This window comes from Actinomyces capricornis, from assembly GCF_019974135.1.
GTDB classification, from domain to species: domain Bacteria; phylum Actinomycetota; class Actinomycetes; order Actinomycetales; family Actinomycetaceae; genus Actinomyces; species Actinomyces capricornis.
The window spans coordinates 2,625,935-2,645,006 of the sequence record NZ_AP025017.1 but is presented as its reverse complement, the minus strand read 5'-3'; the positions used below and the strand labels follow the sequence as shown (position 1 = coordinate 2,645,006).

The window sequence follows — 19,072 nt, the reverse complement described above, 5'->3', positions numbered from 1 at the left end:
ATCGAGTCACCCAGCGGGCCGGTGGCGTAGGCCTTGGCACTCAGGGGGCGACGCGGTCGATGGCGCCGCCGAAGCGCCGTTCGCGCAGGGCGTAGTCCTCGCAGGCCTTCCACAACTCGGTGCGGTCGAACTCGGGCCAGGGCAGGTCGGAGAAGTACAGCTCGGCGTAGGCCGAGGACCACAGGAGGAAGTTGGAGGTGCGCCGCTCTCCCCCGGTGCGCACGAACAGGTCGACCTCTCTCATCGTCGGGGAGTAGAGGTACTGCTGGAAGAGGCTCTCGGAGATCGCCGAGGGCTTGAGGCGGCCTGCGGCCACATCCTCGGCGATGGCCCGGGCGGCGTCGGTGATCTCGGCGCGCCCCCCGTAGTTGATGCACATGTTGAAGGTCATGCCGGTGTTGCCAGCGGTCAGGCGCTCGGCGGCGCGCAGCTCGGAGAGCACCGAGCGCCACAGCCGCGGGGTGCGGCCCACCCAGCGCACGCGCACATTCCAGGAGTGGAGCTGGTCGCGCTGCTCGCGCAGGACGGTGCGGGTGAAGCCCATGATGAAGCGCACCTCGGCCGGTGAGCGCCTCCAGTTCTCGGTGGAGAAGGCGTAGGCGCTCAGCTCCTGGACCCCCAGTTCGACGGCGCCGGCGATGACGTCGATGAGGTTGGCCTCCCCCGCCCGGTGGCCCTCGGTGCGGGGAAGGTTGCGGGCGTTGGCCCAGCGCCCGTTGCCATCCATGACCAGTCCGATGTGGGCGGGGAGCCTGGCGGGCTCGATGGCCGGAGGCGTCAGTCCGGGGCGGTGCAGCGGCGTGGGCGCGGAGACGGGGATCTCGGGGATCAGCTCGTTGCGCGGCTCGGCCCGCGGGTCGTCGGGCCCAGGAGCCTCCGGTGCGCGACGGGGGTCATCAGATGCCACGGCTCATGCCCTTTCCACGAGTGCCAGGGAGCGCAGTCGGCGCTCCAGATGCCAGGTTGTGTACGCCGAGACCAGGCCGGATGCCTCGGAGCGCTCACGCTTCCCCGAGGCGTCGGCCAGCGGCCAGTCCCCGGAGAGCAGTGCCCCCAACAGTGCCATGGCCGCGGGGTCGACCACCACCGCACCGGCGCTGCGGCAGGTCTCGCACACCGCACCCCCGGCCTGGATGTGGAAGGCCCCATGAGGCCCGGGCGCCCCGCACAGGGCGCAGTCGTAGCACGAGGGGGCCCACCCGCCCAGGGCCAGGGAGCGCAGCAGGTAGGAGTCCAGGATGAGGCCGGGGGCGTGGCGCCGGTGGGCCATGGCCGCCAGGGCCCCGGCGAGCAGGAGGTACTGCTGTGGGCTGGTCTCGGTGCCCAGGTCGCCGTTGTCGGCGCTGAGGCGCTCGGCGGTCTCGGCCATGGTCGAGGCGCAGGTGAACATGGCGTAGTCGGCGCAGATCGCCCGCCCGAAAGGGTCGATGGTCTCTACCTGGGTGACGACGTCGAGGCTGCGCCCGGCGTGGAGCTGGACGTCGATCATGGAGAAGGGCTCCAGGCGGGCGCCGAAGCGCGAGGAGGTGCGGCGCACGCCCTTGGCCACGGCACGCACCTGGCCGTGGTGGCGGGTGAGCATGACGATGATGCGGTCGGCCTCGCCGAGCTTGTAGGTGCGCAGTACCACGGCCTCGTCGCGGTACAGCCTGCTCGTCACGGCCGCAGTCTCTCACGGCCCGGCACCCGCCAGGACGCTGCGACCAGGGCCGAGTCCGTCACTGGGGGCGAGTGGGAGGCAGGCGGGTGCGGGTGGGGGTGCTCTTGGCTACCATCCGCGTCGCTCGTTCCTCGCGCCGCTCCCGCCAGCCCCGCCACGCCTGCGAGCACCCCCACCCGCACCCGACCACTGCTGCCTGGAAAGCTACCGGCCGCCGCCGGCGCTGCCGCGGGCACTGCGAGAGGGTCAGCGCAGGGCGCGGTTGACCGCGGAGATGACGGCCTTGAAGGAGGCGGTGGTGATGGAGTGGTCGATGCCCACGCCCCACAGGACCTGGCCGTCCACCTCGCACTCGACGTAGGCGGCGGCCTGGGCGTCGCGCCCCCGGGACAGGGCGTGCTCGGCGTAGTCCAGGATCCGCAGCTCCAGCCCGGTGGTCTCCAGGGCGGTGACGAAGGCGTCCAGGGGACCGTTACCCTGGGCAACCAGCTCGCGCTCCTGACCGCCATCGGCAACGGTGACGGTCAGCTCCGAGCACTCCCCCTCGCCGTTGGAGGTCAGGGTCGCGCCCTTGAGCGCATAGCGGCCCCAGGGCTCCAGGCCCTCGAGGTGCTCCTGGCCCTCCCCGCCCACGCCGTCGGCCGGCAGGTACTCGTCGGCGAAGATGCGCCACAGGCCGGAGGCGTCGACCTCGCCGCCATAGGTGTCCGTGTGGCGCTGGACGATGCGGGAGAACTCGATCTGCAGGCGGCGGGGCAGGTCGAGCTTGCGGGTGGTGCCCAGCAGATAGGCCACCCCGCCCTTGCCGGACTGGGAGTTGACCCGCACCACGGCTTCGTAGGAGCGGCCCACGTCGTGGGGGTCGATGGGCAGGTAGGGCATGGACCAGGGCACGGCGGTCTCGGCCTGCTCCTCGCCGAGCCCCTCGGCCCGGCGGGCCTGGACCTGGGCGGCGCGGGCGGCGAAGCCCTTCTTGATGGCGTCCTGGTGGGAGCCGGAGAAGGAGGTGTAGACCAGCTCGCCGGCGTAGGGGGTGCGCGGGGGCACATCCATGCCGGTGGCGCGCTCGACGGTGCGCCGGATCTCATCGATGCGGGAGATGTCCAGCATGGGGTCCACGCCCTGGCTGAACAGGTTGAGGGCCAGGGTCACCAGGTCGACGTTGCCGGTGCGCTCCCCGTGGCCGAACAGGCAGCCCTCCACGCGGTCGGCCCCGGCCAGCAGGCCCAACTCGGTGGCGGCCACGCCCGAGCCCCGGTCGTTGTGGTTGTGCAGGGACAGGCACACGTGCTCGCGGTGGGGCAGGCTGCGGCTCATCCACTCGATCTGGTCGGCGTAGACGTTGGGGGTGGCGCGCTCGACGGTGGCCGGCAGGTTGAGGATGATCTCGCGCCCGTCCTCGGGCTGCCAGACGTCCATGACGGCGCTGCAGACCTCCAGGGCGTACTCGCGCTCGGCGTCGACGAAGATCTCCGGGGAGTACTCGAAGCCGAAGACCGTGTCCTGGGTGAGGACCTTCTCGGCGCGGGCGATGACCTGGCGGGTGCCCTCGACGGCCAGGTCGCGGACCTGGCCGCGGTCCATGCGGAAGACGACCTCCCGGAAGAGGGGGGCGATGGCGTTGTAGAGGTGGACGGTGGCCCGCGGGATGCCCACGCAGGCGTCCAGGGTGCGCTCGATGAGGTCGCCGCGCGACTGGGTGAGGACCGAGATGGTGACGTCCTCGGGGATGGCGCCGTCCTCGACCAGGGAGCGCACGAAGTCGAAGTCGGTCTGCGAGGCGGCCGGGAAGCCGACCTCGATCTCCTTAAAGCCCATGGCCACCAGCAGGTCGAAGATGGAGCGCTTGGCGGTGGGGCCCATGGGCTCGATGAGGGACTGGTTGCCGTCGCGCAGGTCGGTGGACAGCCACCGGGGCGCCTGGGTGATGCGCCTGGTGGGCCAGGTGCGGTCGGGCAGGTCGGTGGCGACCGTGTCCAGGAACGGCCGGTACTTCTGGAAGGGCATGCCTGAGGGCTGCTGGGGTGCAGGGCGGGCGGTGCGCATGGGGTGTCTCCTGGGGCGTGCGTCGTGGGTGCCCGGCGACCTGGGTCGCCGCGGGCCGGGCATGGGCGTCAGCCGCGGTCGGGGTGCCGGCCTGTCAGGCCCCGCCGCGGCGACTAAGCAGCAGGCCCTGGCAGGGCCGCAGGATCGCTCGCACGGGATGAACCTATCGCGAATCCGCATCCCTGTCAGGCTGCGACGCAGTGTGGACTGGGGGTGGGTGGGCAGGAGGGGTGGGCAGATGGTGCCGAGGGTGGGGGTGATGGCAGGGACGGGGCCGGCCTGCGCCGCGGGGTTCTCCGCATCCCGCGGGGTTCTCCGTATCCCGCTGGGTCACATTGGCCGATCTCAGCGGGCAGGATGCGGATCACCCAGCAGAGAACGGCAAGCCCAGCGGGAAACCAGCCGTGCCCATGCTGGGACGGGCCCACACTCTCGGGGAACAGGTCACCGAGGTTGTGGCCATCACCCTGACGGGCGAGGACAACTGAGCCCGGCCACCGCGCAGGGCACAGGAGTGGTGTCCATGGCCCTTGGCTGGCAAGGTCGAGACTATCGCGGTAGACGTCCCGAGGCATCGCCCAGGACCCGCCCGATGGAAGGCAAGTGTCTTCCTGGCCATCGGGGCCGCAGTTGTGGCCCGGCCAGAGCATCTTCCAACGCCCGGCCGAGGACGAGGATCCTCTTGCGGGCCAGGCCGTAGCGGTGGCTGCCGCTGTTAGTGGAGACCGGCCCCCGTTCGCCGGGTTGGCAGCACTTCGCGGGGTTGTCTGCAGATCGCAGGGCTTGTCAGTACTTCGCACCCCTGGGACCCCTCCGATCCACCGACAACCCCAGCGATCTGCAGACGACTCAGCAATCCGCACATCTCCCCCGACCAGCCTCAGACCAGAACCCACACAGGAATCGTCTCCGCCATGAGGGGCGCACCCGCGGTACAGCGGACTCTCCCGCGTCTCGCTGGGTCACTCGCATCCCGCTGGGTCACATAGCCCGATCTCACCGGGCAGGATGCGGATCACCCAGCAGAGAACGACAAGCCCAGCGGAAAGCAATTGTGCGCGGGCGCCTTCTAACTGTTCTACAAGTGGGTGCAGCCCATGTGGAACAAGGTCTCAATGCACCTTATGGCGCGGGGTGCCTTCTGACGCTGACCTGGAGATATATCTCAGCAGGGAGAGGGTCTCAATGCACCTTATGGCGCGGGGTGCCTTCTGACACAACCGCGAAAACACCGGCATCGCTTCAATGAGTCTCAATGCACCTTATGGCGCGGGGTGCCTTCTGACAGCTCTAACCCGTCCCCACCACCCGAAAGGAGGTGAGTCTCAATGCACCTTATGGCGCGGGGTGCCTTCTGACAGCTCTAACCCGTCCCCACCACCCGAAAGGAGGTGAGTCTCAATGCACCTTATGGCGCGGGGTGCCTTCTGACACATCGGTTAGGAGACCCCATGCAGATCATCACCGTCTCAATGCACCTTATGGCGCGGGGTGCCTTCTGACCCACCCCTCGAATCACCCCCTGTGACCAGCAGCGATACGAGGCGCAGCGCAGGCGACCCGTCGGCACCCTCCAGACCGCCCCGGCACAAACCCCTTTGTACCACATCCACGCAGGTCAACACCACAGCGCCAGCGACGCCCCTCCAACGCCCCCGCCACCCGGAATCCAACGACACCATGCGGAGAAGTCCCCCTCCCCCGCCAACATCAGACATCCGATATGCAGGACCAAGGTCCTGCTCGTCGCCCATCCCGCCAGCCCGGCCGGCACTCCCGCCCGGACCTCAGCCCAGCGGCGGGAACTCCTCCAGGGAGAAGACCGACTCCACCGGCACCTCGAAATAGCGGGCGATCCGCAGCGCCAGGTGGAGGGAGGGGGCGTACTCCCCGCGCTCCAGGTAGCCCACGGTCTGATAGTGCACGCCCAGGGCCTCGGCGAGCTGGCGACGGCTGACCCTGCGGTCGGCGCGCATGACGGCGATGCGGTTGTGAATGGCGTCGGCCTCCTGGGTTCCCGGCGCCATATCACATGCCCGTCTGGCGGCGGATCTTGGCCTGCATGCGCGACAGGCTGCCGATGGTCTCCTGATCGACCGAACGGCGGATAATGAAGGGGACAACGGCGAAGCCCACCACCGCCCACGCCGCCAGCACCCCAATAGCTACTACAGGCTGGAAGCGCCCCCCGGGCTCCCAGGCGGGCAAGCCCACCAGCAGCCACCGGCTCAGGTGACCCGCCCAGTAGAAGGGCATGCCGTACTGCAGCCGCTGGAGCCACAGGGGCATCTGCGTCATCGGGATCGCAAACCCGCTGGTGACCAGCAGCGCCATGACCCCGGCAGTGGTCGCCATGAGGCCATAGGCGCTGCGAGCCACCGAGGCCACCAGGAAGCCGATCGGCGCAACCGCCAGCGACGCCAGGAGAAGCGCCAGCAGGCTGAGCAAGGCGTCGGCAGGATCGAGCGACACCCCATCGATGAGCAGCGAGGCGGCCAGGAGCAGGGAGCACTGGGTGACCAGCACGGTGACCACGCAGGAGATGGTCTTGCCCACCGCCCAGACCATGGGCCCGTGAGGCAGGATCCTCACCCGCAGCAGCGCCCCGCCGGCCCGGTCCTGGTAGGCCTCGTTGGCGATCTGGATGACGGCCAGGGCGCTGAAGGAGCCCACAGCGCCGGCGGCCAGGACGCTGCCGAAGGACAGGCCGCCCGCATCGGGGACGTCCGCCTGCGTCCGGGCCACGAGCACAACGATCATCACAGGCAGGACCACGGAGACGACCCCTGCGCTGAGGAACTGGGGGCGCAGGTCGGCCAGGGCCTGGCGGACTCCCGCCCGCAGGATTCCCAGGGGCACGGCGATGGGACTCATGGCTGATTCTCCTTCCCGGTCGGCAGTCCACCGGCGGAGCCGGCCCTGGCCACGAGCGCCAGATAGGCCTCCTCCAGGGTGGAGCGCGAGACGGACAGGCTGCTGACGTGCTCCAGATCCAGGGTGCTGATGAACTCCTCGGGGCGGTCGGTCACGTGGACGTGGCGGCCGCCGCCCTCGATCCAGGTGACCTCGGCCCGACCCGGCAGGGATTCGCGCAGCTGCGTGGCGGTGCCGTTGGCCACGATCCCTCCCCCGGCCAGGATGAGGATGCGCGAGGCGATGCGCTCGGCCTCAGCCAGGTCGTGGGTGGTCATGAGCACCGTGGCGCCCGACTGGTCGACCTGATCCAGGATGAGGTCGTGCATACGGGCCTTGGCGGCAGGATCCAGCCCCGTGGTGGGCTCATCGAGGATGAGCAGCTCGGGGCGGGCCAGCAGCGCGGCCGCGAGGTCGACGGCGCGCCGCTGCCCGCCCGAGATGTCGCCCAGGCGGGCGGAGGCCCTGTCCTCCAGGCCGACGGCGGCCAGGGCCTGCTCCGCCCGAAGCACTTGGTCGACGACGGTCCGCTGGGCCGAGCGGATCCACTCCAGCTGGTCGCGCACCCGCCATTTGGGGTGGTCTGACCAGTTCTGCTGGACCAGTCCGATCCGGGCCCAGAAAGCCGGACCCGCCCGCCTGGGGTCACGGCCCAGGACCCGCACGGCGCCCGAGGACGGGCGCAGCGAGCCCAGGAGGAGCTCGACCAGGGTGGTCTTGCCCGCCCCATTGGGGCCCAGCAGGCAGACCACCTCACCCCGGCCGATGCTCAGGTTCACGCATCGCAGCACTGGCAGGGCACCGTAGGAGAAGTCCAGGCCCTCGCATCGGACCACCTCTGACATGGCACACCTCCTCACAGTGGATACACGATCTAGTGTAGCACTACTACTACATATCGTCATGCGGCAAGGACAGTCCTGCGTGGGGCGAACCGGGCCGTCACCACGTGCACGGCCCCCGCCGCACCCGAGGGATCCGGGGCGGCGGGGGCCGGCGGCAAGCGCCCGACAAGGCCGAGGCCGGGACTACAGCAGCCCCTCGGCGATGTCGAAGGGGGTGCCGAAGCGGTGGCTGGTGACCGACACCGACTGCTCGTGCAGGAAGGGCAGCAGCTCGCTGTGCGGGCAGGCCGTCACCTCCCCGGTGTACAGGGCCACATCCGGGCTGCCCCCGGTGATCCGGGAGGCCTCGTCCCACCGCGCCTCGGCGCTCTGATCGCGCGGCCCCAGGAGGCGCACCCGCACGCCCAGCTCCCCGGAGGCGGCCAGGTCGGCCAGGCGCGCCTGCCAGACCACCGGTGCCTCGACCACCACCTCGACGCCGGCGCCCGCCAGCGCCCCGCCCAGGCCGGGGCTCAGCGGCTGATCCGTCGAGAGGCGCACCGGGGCACCGGACAGGACCGCCGCGGCCATGACGCGCACCAGGTCCACCGGGGCGGTGCCCGCCTCGGCGCGCACCACGGCCGGGCCGGGCCGGTAGCGCAGCACATTGCGCTCGCAGGGCAGGCCGGTGACATCCACGGCCCGGCCGTAGGCCTCATCCCAGGCCCGGGCATCAGCGGCCAGGGCGCCGCGCAGGAAGGCCAGGTCCTCGTGGGACAGCTCGTGGCGCGCGGCGTCGTAGAGGCCCTCGACCGCCGGGGAGGCCTGGCCCTCGGCCCGCGCCCCGTCCCGGTCCCCCGCCACGAGGTCGCCCAGCCCCAGCAGGTAGCTGGGGCCCCCGGCCTTGGTGGTCGAGCCGATGGCCGAGCGCTTCCAGCCGCCGAAGGGCTGGCGCCGCACGATCGCCCCGGTGATGCCGCGGTTGACGTAGAGGTTGCCGGCCTCGACCTGCTCCAGCCACAGGGCCAGCTCCTCGGCGTCGAGGGTCTGCAGCCCCGAGGTCAGGCCGTAGTCCACCGCATTGACCGCGTCAATGGCCTCCTGGAGGGTGTCGACGCGCATGACCCCCAGGACGGGGGCGAAGTACTCGGTCAGGTGGTACTCGCTGCCGGGCCTGACCCCCGCCCGGATGCCGGGGCGCCACAGGCCACCGCCCAGGTGCTGGGGGCGCAGCACCCAGTGCTCGCCGGCGCCCAGGGTGGTCAGGCCCCGCAGGGCCTTGGGCTCATCGGGCACGACGACGGGCCCCACCTGGGCGTCGAGGCTCTCCGGGGCGGCCACGCGCAGCGAGGCGGTGGCGTCCACGAGCTGGCGGGCGATGCGCTCCGAGCGCCCGGCCGAGCCCACGAGGATGAGCAGCGAGGAGGCCGAGCACTTCTGCCCGGCGTGGGCGAAGGCGGAGGCCACCGTGTCGCGCACGGCCAGGTCGGGGTCGGCCGAGGGGGTGACGATGATGGCGTTCTTCCCGCTGGTCTCCCCCAGCAGGTGCATGTCCGGCCTCCAGGAGCGGAAGAGCCGGGCGGTGTCGTAGGAGCCGGTGAGGATGACCCGGTCCACGCCCTCATGGGTGACCAGGTGCTGGGAGACCTCGCCGTCCTCGATGGGCGCCAGCATGAGGACGTCCTGGGGCACGCCCGCCTCGTGGAAGGCCGCCACGAGCTCGGCGGCGCAGCGCTTGGCCGGCGGCGCGGGCTTGAGGATGACGGCACTTCCCGTGGCCAGGGCCGCGGCCACGCCCCCGGTGGGGATGGCCAGGGGGAAGTTCCAGGGCGAGGCCACCACGGTCAGGCGCGAGGGGACGAAGCGCGCCCCGGCCAGGTAGTCGGGGTCCTCCAGGCACAGGCTCATCTCGGCGTAGTGGCGGCAGAAGTCGATGGCCTCGCTGACCTCGGGGTCCGCCTGGTCGATGGTCTTGCCCGCCTCGGAGGCCGCCACCTCGATGAGCTCGCCGCGGCGCACGGCCAGCACGTCGCCGACCCGGTTGAGAATGGCGGCCCGCTCCGTGGCGCCGAGCCCGGCCCAGGCGGGGGCCGAGTCGCGCAGGAGCTCGACGGCGGCGTCGACGGCCTCGGCGGTCGCCAGGCGAGCCGCCCCGGAGGCCACGGCCTGGACGCCGCGCTGGGAGGTGGGCACCGCCGCGGCGATCTGGCGGGCCCAGCGCCGGTTGGCGGCCAGGGACGGGTCGGAGTCGGGGGTGGCGGCGAAGGGGCGCGGCTCGGCGTCCATGGGCGGCAGGCCCGCCTCCTGCTCGGCCAGGCGGTCCTGATCGCGACGGGCCGTGGGCAGGGGCGCGGAGGGATCGACGTCGGCCAGGGCCGCCAGGAAGCGGTCGCGCTCCCGGGTGAAGACCGCCTCATCGGTGGCGATGTCGAAGACCCCGGACATGAAGTTGGCCGGCGCCGCGTTCTCCTCCAGGCGCCGCACCAGGTAGGCGATGGCCACATCGAACTCGGTGGGCGAGACCACCGGGACGTAGAGGAGCAGGTGACCCACGTCGCGGCGCACGACCTCCTGGATGCCGGTGGCCATGCCCGAGAGCATCTCGAACTCCACGGCGTCGCCGTCCTCCAGGCCGCGCTCGGCGCGCATCTCGTAGGCCAGGGCGATGTCGAACAGGTTCTGGCCGGCCACGCCCAGGCGGATGCTCCGGGTGCGCTCGGGGGTCATCGCCCAGTCCAGGATGCGCTTGTAGTTGGTGTCGGTGGCCTGCTTGGAGGGCAGGGTGGTCATCTGCCAGCCGTGGATCTGGGCATCGACGGCCTCCATGGCCAGGTTGGCGCCCTTGACCACGCGCACCTTGATGCGGGCGCCGCCGGCGTCCACGCGGGCGGTCGCCCACTGCTGGAGGCGCTGCATCGCGGCCAGGGAGTCGGGCAGGTAGGCCTGCAGGACGATGCCGGCCTCATAGCCGGCCAGGTCCTCCTGGTCCAGGATGGCGGTGAAGACCGCCAGGGTCAGGTCGAGGTCCTTGTAGTCCTCCATGTCCAGGTTGAGGAAGGTGCCGTGGTCGCGGGCCAGGCGGTACAGGGGCGTGAGGACCTCCACGCCGTGGGCCACCACCTCATCGAAGCCCCACGGGTTGTGGGGACCGGTGACCGCCGAGACCTTGACCGAGACGTAGTCGACGTCCTCGCGGGCCACCAGGTCGGCGACATCGGCCAGGCGGCGCCCCGCCTCCTGCTCGCCCAGGACCGCCTCGCCCAGCAGGTTGACGTTGAGCCGGTTGCCGCCCTTGCGCAGGCGGGCCAGGGCCGGGCCCAGCCCCCGCTCGGTGGCGTCGACCACCAGGTCGCCGACCAGCTCGCGGAAGGTGCGCCGGGCGATGGCCGCCACCGCCGAGGGGGCCAGGCGCGAGGCGAGCCCGCCCAGGCCCATGGCCGCCGACAGCGCCGGGGGCAGGAAGCCGGTGCGCCCAGCGGCCAGGCGCTGGAGGGCCCGCCCGGCCACGTCGAGGTCGGCGGGCCGCACGACGTCGTCGACGAAGCGCGTGGTGAACTCCAGGCCATCGGGGTCGGCCAGGATGCGCGACAGGAGCTCGGCCGTGCGGGGCACCGGCTCATGGGCTGAGGCATCCGCCCAGATGCGGGCGCGGGCCACCGCCCGGGCGCCAAGATCCCACAGCTCGGCGGGGCAGGCTCCGGGCGCCGGGCGCCCGGGGGCGGGCTCAGGGCCGGTGTGAGGTGACGTCGTTGTCATAGTGCACTCCCATTCTTGTGCGTCAGGAGGGTGGCCAGGACCGATGGGCCTGCCGCGGCGGCCCACGAGTTCATGAGTCCCAGTGTGCGCCATGACCGCGCCGAAGCACAGCCGGGCCGCGACACGATCCGCCCCGATGGCCTCAGAACCCGAGGCGGGCCAGGGCCTTGGGGTCGGACTGCCAGTCCTTGGCGGTGCGCACATGCAGATCGAGGTAGACCTTGCGGCCCACCAGCTCCTCGATGCCCCGGCGCGCCTTGACACCCACCTCCTTGAGGCGCGAGCCGCCCCTGCCGATGATGATGGCCTTCTGGGAGTCGCGCTCGACCACCAGGGAGATGCGCACCTGGAGCCGCTGGCCCGCGCCCTTGACCAGGCCGGCCTCGCGGGTGGTGTCACTGGGGTCGGCGATCTCATCGACCACGACGGCCAGGGAGTGGGGCAGCTCCTCGCGCACCCCCTCCAGGGCGGCCTCCCGGACCAGCTCGGCGATCATCACCTCCTGGGGCTCATCGGTGATCTCCCCGGTGGGGTACAGGGGCGGGGACAGGGGCAGGTGCTTGATGAGCACCTCCTCCAGGGTCCCGATCTGCTCGCCGCTCACCGCCGAGACCGGCACGATGTCGGCCCACTCCCCCAGGGCGTCGACGGCCAGCAGCTGGGCGGCCAGGTCCTGGCGCGAGACCTTGTCGGCCTTGGTGACCACGGCCACCACGGGCCTGCGCAGATCGGCCAGGTCCCGGGCGATGAAGCGGTCGCCGGGCCCGATCCTCTCATCGGCCGGGATGCACAGGGCCACGACGTCGACATCGGCCAGGGTCTGGCGCACCAGGTCGTTGAGGCGCTTGCCCAGCAGGGTGCGGGGCCGGTGCATGCCGGGGGTGTCGACCAGCACCAGCTGGGCGCCCTCGCGGTGGACCACGCCGCGCACATTGTGGCGCGTGGTCTGGGGGCGCCCGGAGGTGATGGCCACCTTGGTGCCCACCAGGGCGTTGGTCAGGGTGGACTTGCCCGCGTTGGGGCGCCCCACCAGGCAGGCGAAGCCCGCCCGGAAGTCCTCGGGGTAGTCCGGGATGCTCACCTCCACACGGGCCGAGGCCGGCAGGCCCCCGGGGCCCTCGGGCCACTCACCGTCGTCATCACCGTCGCCGCCGTCGTCACCGTCCTCCCAGTCGTCCTCCAGGGCGTTGGGGCCGTCCATGAGCTCGGCGTCGGAGGGGAAGCGGAAGCCCGCCGGGGGCCCGGGGCGCTCGGCATCCCGCTCAGGGCCGTCGGTGCCCACGGGCTCCGGGCTGGTCTCGTGGCTGTCGTGCGTCCTAGTCATCGGTGTCCTTGTCGTGCGCGGGGTCGTGGGCGTCGTGGGGCTCGCAGGCGGGGCGGTCGTCGGGATCGGCCTCGGGGATGCGGGAGACCAGCAGGGAGGCGACCTGGCGGCGCCGCCCGGCGACCTCCCCGGCCGTCAGCCTAAGCCCCTGGATGTCCCCGGTGGCGCCGGGCAGGGGGACACGGCCGATGGCCCTGGTCAGCAGGCCGCCGGCGGTCTCGACGTCGTCGTCGTCGATCTCCAGATCGAACAGGGCGCCGAGCTCGTCCAGGCCCAGGCGCGCGGGCACGCGGTAGACCCCGGGGCCGACCGGCTCGGGCTCGGGAAGCTCGGGGTCGTGCTCGTCGGTGAGCTCGCCCACGACCTCCTCCAGGAGGTCCTCCATGGTCACCAGCCCGGCGGTGCCCCCGTACTCGTCGACGGCCAGGGCCATGTGGAAGCGGCCGGTCTGCATCTCGCGCAGCAGGTCGTCGGCCGGCTTGGTCTCGGGCACGTACTCGGCCTCGCGCACGAAGGCCGAGACCGGCAGCTCCTCATGCTCGGGGTGGGCCGCCAGGCGCCGCAGGACGTCCTTGAGGTAGAGCAGGCCGCGCACGTCGTCGGCGTCCTCCCCGATGACCGGCACGCGCGAGTAGCCCGAGCGCACGAACAGGCGCATCGCCGCCGAGGCCGGCTTGAGGGCCTCGATGGTGACCATGTCGGTGCGCGGGACCATGACCTCGCGCACGAGGGTCTGGCCCAGCTCGACGACGCTGCGCAGCATCTGGCGGTCCTCGTCCTCGATGGTCTCGGGCTCGCCGACCTCATCGATCATCTCGCGCAGGTCCTGCGTGACCGCCTCGGCCGCCTCGGCGTCGGTGGGCGGAGCGCCGCGGAGGCGGCGGGAGGCCAGGCGCTGCCAGGGCCGGGCGGCCGCATCGACCCAGACCAGCAGGGGGCCCAGGGCCAGCAGGGTGGCGGCGGGGTGGCGCTGGCCGTAGGTGCGCGGGGACAGGCCCACCACCAGGCCCAGCAGGAGGATGTTGAGGACCACCGCCGCGGCCAGCACCAGCCACCAGCGGTGCACCAGCCCGGAGACGGCCAGGGTGGTCAGGACGGCGGCCAGCATGTCCACGGCGATGCGCGCCACGCCGACGGCGGCCAGCACCGGGCCCCGGCGCCGGGCCAGGTCCTGCACGCGCCGGGCCCCGCGGCGCCCCTCCTCCACCAGGTCCTCGGCGGCGGCCCGGGTGAAGCGCCCCAGGGCTGCCTCCCCCGCGGACAGCAGGGCCCCCAGGCCCAGGACGACCACGGCGCAGGAGATGAGGGGAGCGACGGGGATGCCGCTCACGCGCGCCGCTCCGCCAGGAAGGTCAGGAGCAGCTTGCGCTGGAGGTCGAACATCTCCTTGCGCTCCTCGGGCTCGGCGTGGTCGAAGCCCAGGAGGTGGAGGATGCCGTGGGTGGTCAGCAGCAGCATCTCCTCCACCGCGGAGTGGCCCGCCTTGAGGGCCTGCTCGGCGGCCACCTGCGGGCACAGCACGATATCGCCCAGGGTGCCGGCGGGCGTCTGGGCGCCGGGGGCACCGGGGCGCAGCTCGTCCATGGGGAAGCTCATGACATCGGTGGGGCCGGGCAGGTCCAGCCAGCGCATGTGGAGCTCGGCCATGGGCTCGGGGTCGATGAACAGGATGTTGAGCTCGGCGGCGGGGTTGACGTGCATGGCGCGCAGCACGTGGTCGGCCAGGGCGGTGAACTCCGCGGCGTCGATGTGCACGGATGTCTCGTTGTTGACCTCGGTGGTCATGCGCGGCTCCTGTCGCTGCGGTGGGTGGAGGGGCGCGGGCCCGCGGTGGTGCGGGCCCGGGGGCGGTGCCCCGAGCGCTCGGGGCGGGCCCTGCCGGCGCGGGCGGCGCGCTGGGCCTCCTGAGCCGCGCGCTGGGCCTCGTCCTGGGCGTAGGCCTCGATGATGCGGCCCACCAGGCGGTGGCGCACGACATCGGCGCTGCCCAGCTCGCAGAAGGCGATGCCCTCCACGCCCTGGAGGATGCGCTGGACGGTGACCAGTCCGCTGGGGCGCCCGCCGGGCAGGTCCACCTGGGTGGTGTCCCCGGTGACCACCATGGTGGAGCCGAAGCCCAGGCGGGTGAGGAACATCTTCATCTGCTCGGGGGTGGTGTTCTGGGCCTCATCGAGGATGACGAAGGCGTCGTTGAGGGTGCGCCCGCGCATGTAGGCCAGGGGGGCGACCTCGATGGTCCCGGCGGCCATGAGCCGGGGCAGGGCCTCGGGCTCGAGCATGTCGTGCAGGGCGTCGTAGAGGGGGCGCAGGTAGGGGTCGATCTTGTCGGTCAGGGAGCCGGGCAGGAAGCCCAGGTTCTCGCCGGCCTCGACGGCGGGGCGGGTGAGGATGATGCGCGAGACCCGCTTGCGGGCCAGGGCATCGATGGCCTTGGCCATGGCCAGGTAGGTCTTTCCGGTGCCGGCCGGGCCGATGCCGAAGGTGATGGTGGCCTGGTCGATGGCGTCGGTGTAGGCCTTCTGCCCCAGGGACTTGGGCCGCACGGTGCGCCCGTGGGAGGTGAGGATGCCCTCGGTGAGGACCTCGGTGGGGCGGGTGGCCGCCTCCAGCAGGCCGATGGCCCGCTCCACGGCGTCGGCGGTCAGCGGCGCGCCGGTGCGGGCGACGTCGATGAGCTCGGAGATGAGGACGATGACGGTCTCGACGCGCTCGGCGGGGCCGGTGACGGTCACGGAGGTGCCGCGCACGTGGATGTCGAGGTCGGGGAAGCCCTTCTCGATGGCGCGCAGCACCTCGTCGCGGGCCCCCAGGAAGGCCACGGGGGCCAGGTCCGCGGGCAGGGAGAGGGTGCGCACGACCCGGTCGGCCCCGCCGGTGGCCGGGTCGGCGGGCGCGTCGGGCACGCGGGCGGCATCCCGCGCGGGGCTGGAGGTGGTCTGCGGCGTCGGGGACGGCGCTCCTGGGTCGATGGGCGCGTTGGTCATCGAGCCGATCCTAGCGGGCCGGGCAGCGCTCCTGCTGCACATCTTCAGAGGCCCGCGGAGCAGCGGACTGCGACTTTTCCGCATGATGCGGTCGGGGCCGGCGTTGAAGATGTGCCACGGGGGCGGTGCGGGGCTCAGGCGGCCACCAGCGCCAGGGTCCCGGCCACGAGCAGGGCCAGGCCCACCAGGTAGCGCCGGCCCACGGGCTCGTGCAGCACGAGGGCGGAGAAGGCGACTGTCACCAGCACGCTCAAGCGGTCGATCGGCACCACGACGCTCGCCGGGCCCTCCTGCAGGGCGCGGTAGAAGCACAGCCAGGAGGCCGCCGTGGCCGCCCCCGAGGCCAGCACCCAGCCCAGCTCGCCGCGCGGCACCCGCCTGACCTCCCCCCACTTGCCCGTTGCCAGGACCAGCGCCCAGGCCATCACCAGCACCACCGCGGTGCGCACCGCGGTGCCCAGGCTCGGCTCCACCCCCACGATGCCGGCCTTGCCCAGCACCGCCGTCAGGGCCGCGAAGACCGCCGACCCCAGGGCGTAGACCAGCCAGCCCCCGCCGCCGCGCAGCGCGTGGGGCAGGGCCCGCAGATCGTCGCGCTCCAGCATGAGCAGGGTGCCGGCCGTCATGAGCGCCACGCCCGCGCCGCCGGCCGGGCTCAGCCCCTCCCCCAGCAGCACCACGGCGAGCAGCACGGTCATCACGGTGCTCATCTTGTCGATCGGCACCACCTTGGAGACCTCCCCCAGCTGGAGCGCCCGGAAGTAGCACAGCCAGGAGGCGCCCGTGGCCAGGCCCGAGAGCACCAGCAGCACCAGGCTGCGCGCATCGGCCCGTCCCAGCGAGTCCTGCGAGCCCACCAGCAGCACCATCGCCCAGGCCCCCGCCAGCACCACCGGAGTGCGCAGCGCCGTGGCCACCGTGGAGTCCGTGTGCCGGATCCCGGCTTTGGCCAGCACGGCCGTCACCCCGGCGAAGAAGGCTGCGCCGCAGGCGAAGAGCATCCACATAAGGACACCCTAAGCCCACGACGCGGCCGGGACGGCGGGGCGGGACCGGAGAAGCAGGTCGGTCTCAGCGGGTCCGGCGCGGGATCGTCATGGCCGCCACAGCCAGCACCACCAGGGCGAGGCACACCAGGCAGGCCAGGTTCCGCAGGTAGTCGCCGGTGACCTCGGCGTGGGCGGTCAGCTGGCCCACGGCGTCCACCGACCAGCTCATGGGCAGCACGTCGCTGATCACCTCCAGGGCCCGCGGCAGCTGGTCGCGGGGCACCAGCAGCCCGCACAGGAACAGCTGGGGCGCGATGACCACCGGCATGAACTGCACGGCCTGGAACTCGGTGCGGGCGAAGGCCGAGACCACCAGCCCCAGGGACACGCCCACCAGGGCGTTGATCAGGGAGCTGAGCACCACCCAGCCCCAGGCGGCCTCGATGCGCACCTCCAGCCCCCAGGCCGCCACGGCGCACAGGATGAGGGACTGGCCCACCGCGGTCAGGGCGAAGGCGGTGGCGTAGCCGAAGAGCAGGTCGGTGCGGTGCGCGGGGGTGGTCCACAGCCGCTCCAGGGTGCCGCCCGTGCGCTCGCGCAGCATGGCCACGCTGGTGACCAGGAACATCACCACCATGGGCAGAATCGCCATCATCGAGACCGCGATCCGGTTGAACAGCAGGTCGGCCCCCGGGTAGTCGTGGTAGACGAAGTACAGCAGGGTCAGCAGCAGGGCGGGCACCACCGCGATGAGGCCCACGGTGCGGCGGTCGGCCCGCAGCTGGGCCAGGATGCGGCCGGTCGTGGCCAGGTAGGTGCGCAGGCTCAGCCTCATCGGCCCTCCTCCTGATCCTTGTTCTCCTGTCCAGCACCGGACTGCCGGATGACGGCGAGGAAGGCGGCGTCGATCGTCTCCTGGCCGGTGCTGGCCAGGAGGTCCTGGGCCGTGGTGGCTGCCAGGATGCGCCCCTGGCGCATGAGGAGCACCTGGTCGCAGCGGAAGGCCTCATCCATGACGTGGCTGGAGACCAGGAGGGCCGCCCCGGCCCGGGCCATGGCGCGGAAGGCGGCCCACAGGTCCTCGCGGGTCACCGGATCCAGGCCGACGGTCGGCTCATCCATGACCAGCAGGTCGGGATTGGCCACCAGGGCGCAGGCCAGGCTCACGCGCCCGGCCTGCCCGCCGGAGTAGCTGGTCACGGGCCGGTCGGCGATCGCCTCCAGCCCCACCTCCGCCAGGACCTCCTCGACGCCGCGGGCGCGATCCCCCGCCAGGGCCGCGAAGTAGCTGATGTTCTGGCGCGCGGTGAGGTCCTTGTAGACCGCGAGGTCCTGGGTGACATAGCCGATGCGCCCGCGCGCGGCACGGGCCCCGGGGGCGTGCCCCAGGACCCGCGCCCGCCCCGAGTAGCGCTGGACGCCCACCAGCGTGCGCATGAGCGTGGTCTTGCCGCAGCCCGAGGGACCCAGCAGCCCTGTGATCGTTCCCGGCCGGATCGCCAGATCCAGGCCGTGCAGGATCTCGCTCCCCCCACGGCTGACCGTGAGCCCCTCGGCCTCGACGGCGGCCTGCGCCACGATGCCCCGGCAGCCGCCGGCCCCGGGGCAGGCGGAGCCGGCAGGCGCTCCTCCCATCTCGTTTTTCATCATGTGATGAATATAGAGGGTGTCACGCTCCACGTCCAGGGCATATCGAGGGACCAGCCCGGGCCGGTCAGGTCCGGGGCGGTGAGAGCGCGGGAAGGTCGCCCACCGCGTAGCGCTGGATGGTGGGCCCCACGACGGCGACCACCTCCTCCAGGCCCAGCGGGCCGAGCTCATCCATGCGCGCCACCCAGCGCGTCAGGCCCAGCCCGAGCAGCTGGCTGGAGATGAGCTGGGCCCGCAGCCGGGGGCGGTCACCGCTCAGGCGCTGCGCGAGCACCGAGAGCACCCCCTCGGCCAGGAACTCCCGGAAGGCCCCCAGGGTCTCGTCCGCCTCGACCGCCGCGCGCAGCACCGCGGCGAAGCGCTCGCCGCCCACTCCGTCCCACAGGGAGACGAAGGCGCGCACGATCCCCTCGCCGAGCTCGTCATCGGGCAGGGCGACGACGTCGGCCAGGCGCTCGTGGATATCCAGGCGCGCGCCCGCCTCATTGACCACCACCGCCTCCAGGAACAGGGCGGAGCGGTCCTTGAAGTAGTGGTGGACCAGGGCGGGGTCCACACCGGCCTCGCGCGCCACCGCCCGCAGGGAGGCCCGGTAGCCATCCCGCGCGAAGGCGGTGCGGGCCGAGTCCAGGATGGCCTGGCGCGCGTCGGGGGCGCCGGCCGGGCGCCGGCCGCGGGGGCTCACCGGCGCCCCCACACCAGGGCCCGCACCGCGCCGGCCGCATCACCAGCACCGCACACCGCACGGAGGCCCCCTCCAGCTCCGCCCCGCCACCACCGGCGCTGCATCCCGACCCCGCACCGCCTGACCGCTCCTGACACCTTCCGCACCTCATTTCCTCGTCTGCTTGCACGATCCGACGCCGGCCGCCCACCGCCACCGCATCGCTCCGGCCGCCCGCACACCGTCGGGCATCCACGCCACC

15 protein-coding genes and 1 CRISPR repeat array are annotated in these 19,072 nt (G+C 72.4%); all 15 genes read right to left on the bottom strand.

Annotation, left to right across the window (positions count from 1 at the left end; genetic code table 11):
- Positions 1–40 precede the first annotated feature (40 nt).
- The 15 genes from uppS to MANAM107_RS10760 all read right to left on the bottom strand — a co-directional run bounded on the left by uppS (position 41) and on the right by MANAM107_RS10760 (position 18,831).
- Positions 41–820: a polyprenyl diphosphate synthase gene (gene uppS / locus MANAM107_RS10830; RefSeq protein WP_373314100.1), complete on the bottom strand. Its 780-nt coding sequence runs from the start codon at positions 818–820 to the stop codon at positions 41–43.
- Positions 821–910: 90 nt separating this feature from the next.
- Positions 911–1,660: a DNA repair protein RecO gene (recO, locus tag MANAM107_RS10825; RefSeq protein ID WP_223908242.1), complete on the bottom strand. Its 750-nt coding sequence runs from the start codon at positions 1,658–1,660 to the stop codon at positions 911–913.
- A 246-nt stretch (positions 1,661–1,906) separates the two neighbouring features.
- Entirely contained in the window at positions 1,907–3,706 is a 1,800-nt protein-coding gene (leuA, locus tag MANAM107_RS10820) for a 2-isopropylmalate synthase (RefSeq protein ID WP_223908240.1), read from the bottom strand.
- A 1,109-nt stretch (positions 3,707–4,815) separates the two neighbouring features.
- Positions 4,816–5,209: direct repeats of the CRISPR family, unit length 37 nt; unit sequence GTCTCAATGCACCTTATGGCGCGGGGTGCCTTCTGAC.
- Positions 5,210–5,493: 284 nt separating this feature from the next.
- Positions 5,494–5,733 (bottom strand): helix-turn-helix transcriptional regulator, encoded by a 240-nt coding sequence (locus MANAM107_RS10815; protein WP_223908238.1) that lies wholly within the window; start codon positions 5,731–5,733, stop codon positions 5,494–5,496.
- A gap of 1 nt (position 5,734) precedes the next feature.
- Positions 5,735–6,580 (bottom strand): ABC transporter permease, encoded by an 846-nt coding sequence (locus tag MANAM107_RS10810; RefSeq protein ID WP_223908235.1) that lies wholly within the window; start codon positions 6,578–6,580, stop codon positions 5,735–5,737.
- On the bottom strand, positions 6,577–7,464 hold the full coding sequence (locus MANAM107_RS10805) for an ABC transporter ATP-binding protein (RefSeq protein WP_223908234.1): 888 nt from the start codon (positions 7,462–7,464) through the stop codon (positions 6,577–6,579). The genes MANAM107_RS10810 and MANAM107_RS10805 overlap by 4 nt, the downstream gene beginning before the upstream one ends.
- Before the next feature lie 183 nt (positions 7,465–7,647).
- A complete protein-coding gene (locus MANAM107_RS10800) occupies positions 7,648–11,199 on the bottom strand; it encodes a proline dehydrogenase family protein (protein WP_223908233.1) in 3,552 nt (1,183 codons plus the stop codon).
- A 142-nt stretch (positions 11,200–11,341) separates the two neighbouring features.
- Positions 11,342–12,523 carry a GTPase Era gene (era, locus tag MANAM107_RS10795; RefSeq protein ID WP_373314052.1) on the bottom strand — a complete coding sequence of 394 codons (1,182 nt, stop codon included), beginning with the start codon at positions 12,521–12,523 and terminating at the stop codon, positions 11,342–11,344.
- Entirely contained in the window at positions 12,516–13,853 is a 1,338-nt protein-coding gene (locus MANAM107_RS10790) for a hemolysin family protein (RefSeq protein WP_223908232.1), read from the bottom strand. Before MANAM107_RS10790 ends, era begins: the two co-directional genes overlap by 8 nt.
- Complete coding sequence (gene ybeY, locus MANAM107_RS10785) at positions 13,850–14,308, bottom strand: rRNA maturation RNase YbeY (RefSeq protein ID WP_179900237.1); 459 nt, start codon at positions 14,306–14,308, stop codon at positions 13,850–13,852. The genes MANAM107_RS10790 and ybeY overlap by 4 nt, the downstream gene beginning before the upstream one ends.
- Entirely contained in the window at positions 14,305–15,507 is a 1,203-nt protein-coding gene (locus MANAM107_RS10780) for a PhoH family protein (protein WP_223908231.1), read from the bottom strand. Before MANAM107_RS10780 ends, ybeY begins: the two co-directional genes overlap by 4 nt.
- Positions 15,508–15,641: 134 nt before the next feature.
- Positions 15,642–16,514, bottom strand: coding sequence for an EamA family transporter (locus MANAM107_RS10775; protein WP_223908230.1), 873 nt, complete (start codon positions 16,512–16,514; stop codon positions 15,642–15,644).
- Positions 16,515–16,578: 64 nt separating this feature from the next.
- A complete protein-coding gene (locus tag MANAM107_RS10770) occupies positions 16,579–17,325 on the bottom strand; it encodes an ABC transporter permease (RefSeq protein WP_223913118.1) in 747 nt (248 codons plus the stop codon).
- Positions 17,326–17,327: 2 nt separating this feature from the next.
- Positions 17,328–18,146 (bottom strand): ABC transporter ATP-binding protein, encoded by an 819-nt coding sequence (locus tag MANAM107_RS10765; RefSeq protein ID WP_223908228.1) that lies wholly within the window; start codon positions 18,144–18,146, stop codon positions 17,328–17,330.
- A 64-nt stretch (positions 18,147–18,210) separates the two neighbouring features.
- Complete coding sequence (locus tag MANAM107_RS10760; protein WP_179900239.1) at positions 18,211–18,831, bottom strand: TetR/AcrR family transcriptional regulator; 621 nt, start codon at positions 18,829–18,831, stop codon at positions 18,211–18,213.
- Positions 18,832–19,072: the final 241 nt, after the last annotated feature.

Excerpts from the sequence above, each read along its gene's own strand:
- ybeY (WP_179900237.1), bottom strand. The coding sequence starts at position 14,308 with ATGACCACCGAGGTCAACAACGAGACATCCGTGCACATCGACGCCGCG.
- MANAM107_RS10805 (WP_223908234.1), bottom strand. The coding sequence starts at position 7,464 with ATGTCAGAGGTGGTCCGATGCGAGGGCCTGGACTTCTCCTACGGTGCC.
- MANAM107_RS10800 (WP_223908233.1), bottom strand. The coding sequence starts at position 11,199 with ATGACAACGACGTCACCTCACACCGGCCCTGAGCCCGCCCCCGGGCGC.
- MANAM107_RS10765 (WP_223908228.1), bottom strand. The coding sequence starts at position 18,146 with ATGATGAAAAACGAGATGGGAGGAGCGCCTGCCGGCTCCGCCTGCCCC.
- era (WP_373314052.1), bottom strand. The coding sequence starts at position 12,523 with ATGACTAGGACGCACGACAGCCACGAGACCAGCCCGGAGCCCGTGGGC.
- leuA (WP_223908240.1), bottom strand. The coding sequence starts at position 3,706 with ATGCGCACCGCCCGCCCTGCACCCCAGCAGCCCTCAGGCATGCCCTTC.
- MANAM107_RS10780 (WP_223908231.1), bottom strand. The coding sequence starts at position 15,507 with ATGACCAACGCGCCCATCGACCCAGGAGCGCCGTCCCCGACGCCGCAG.
- MANAM107_RS10810 (WP_223908235.1), bottom strand. The coding sequence starts at position 6,580 with ATGAGTCCCATCGCCGTGCCCCTGGGAATCCTGCGGGCGGGAGTCCGC.
- MANAM107_RS10775 (WP_223908230.1), bottom strand. The coding sequence starts at position 16,514 with ATGTGGATGCTCTTCGCCTGCGGCGCAGCCTTCTTCGCCGGGGTGACG.
- MANAM107_RS10815 (WP_223908238.1), bottom strand. The coding sequence starts at position 5,733 with ATGGCGCCGGGAACCCAGGAGGCCGACGCCATTCACAACCGCATCGCC.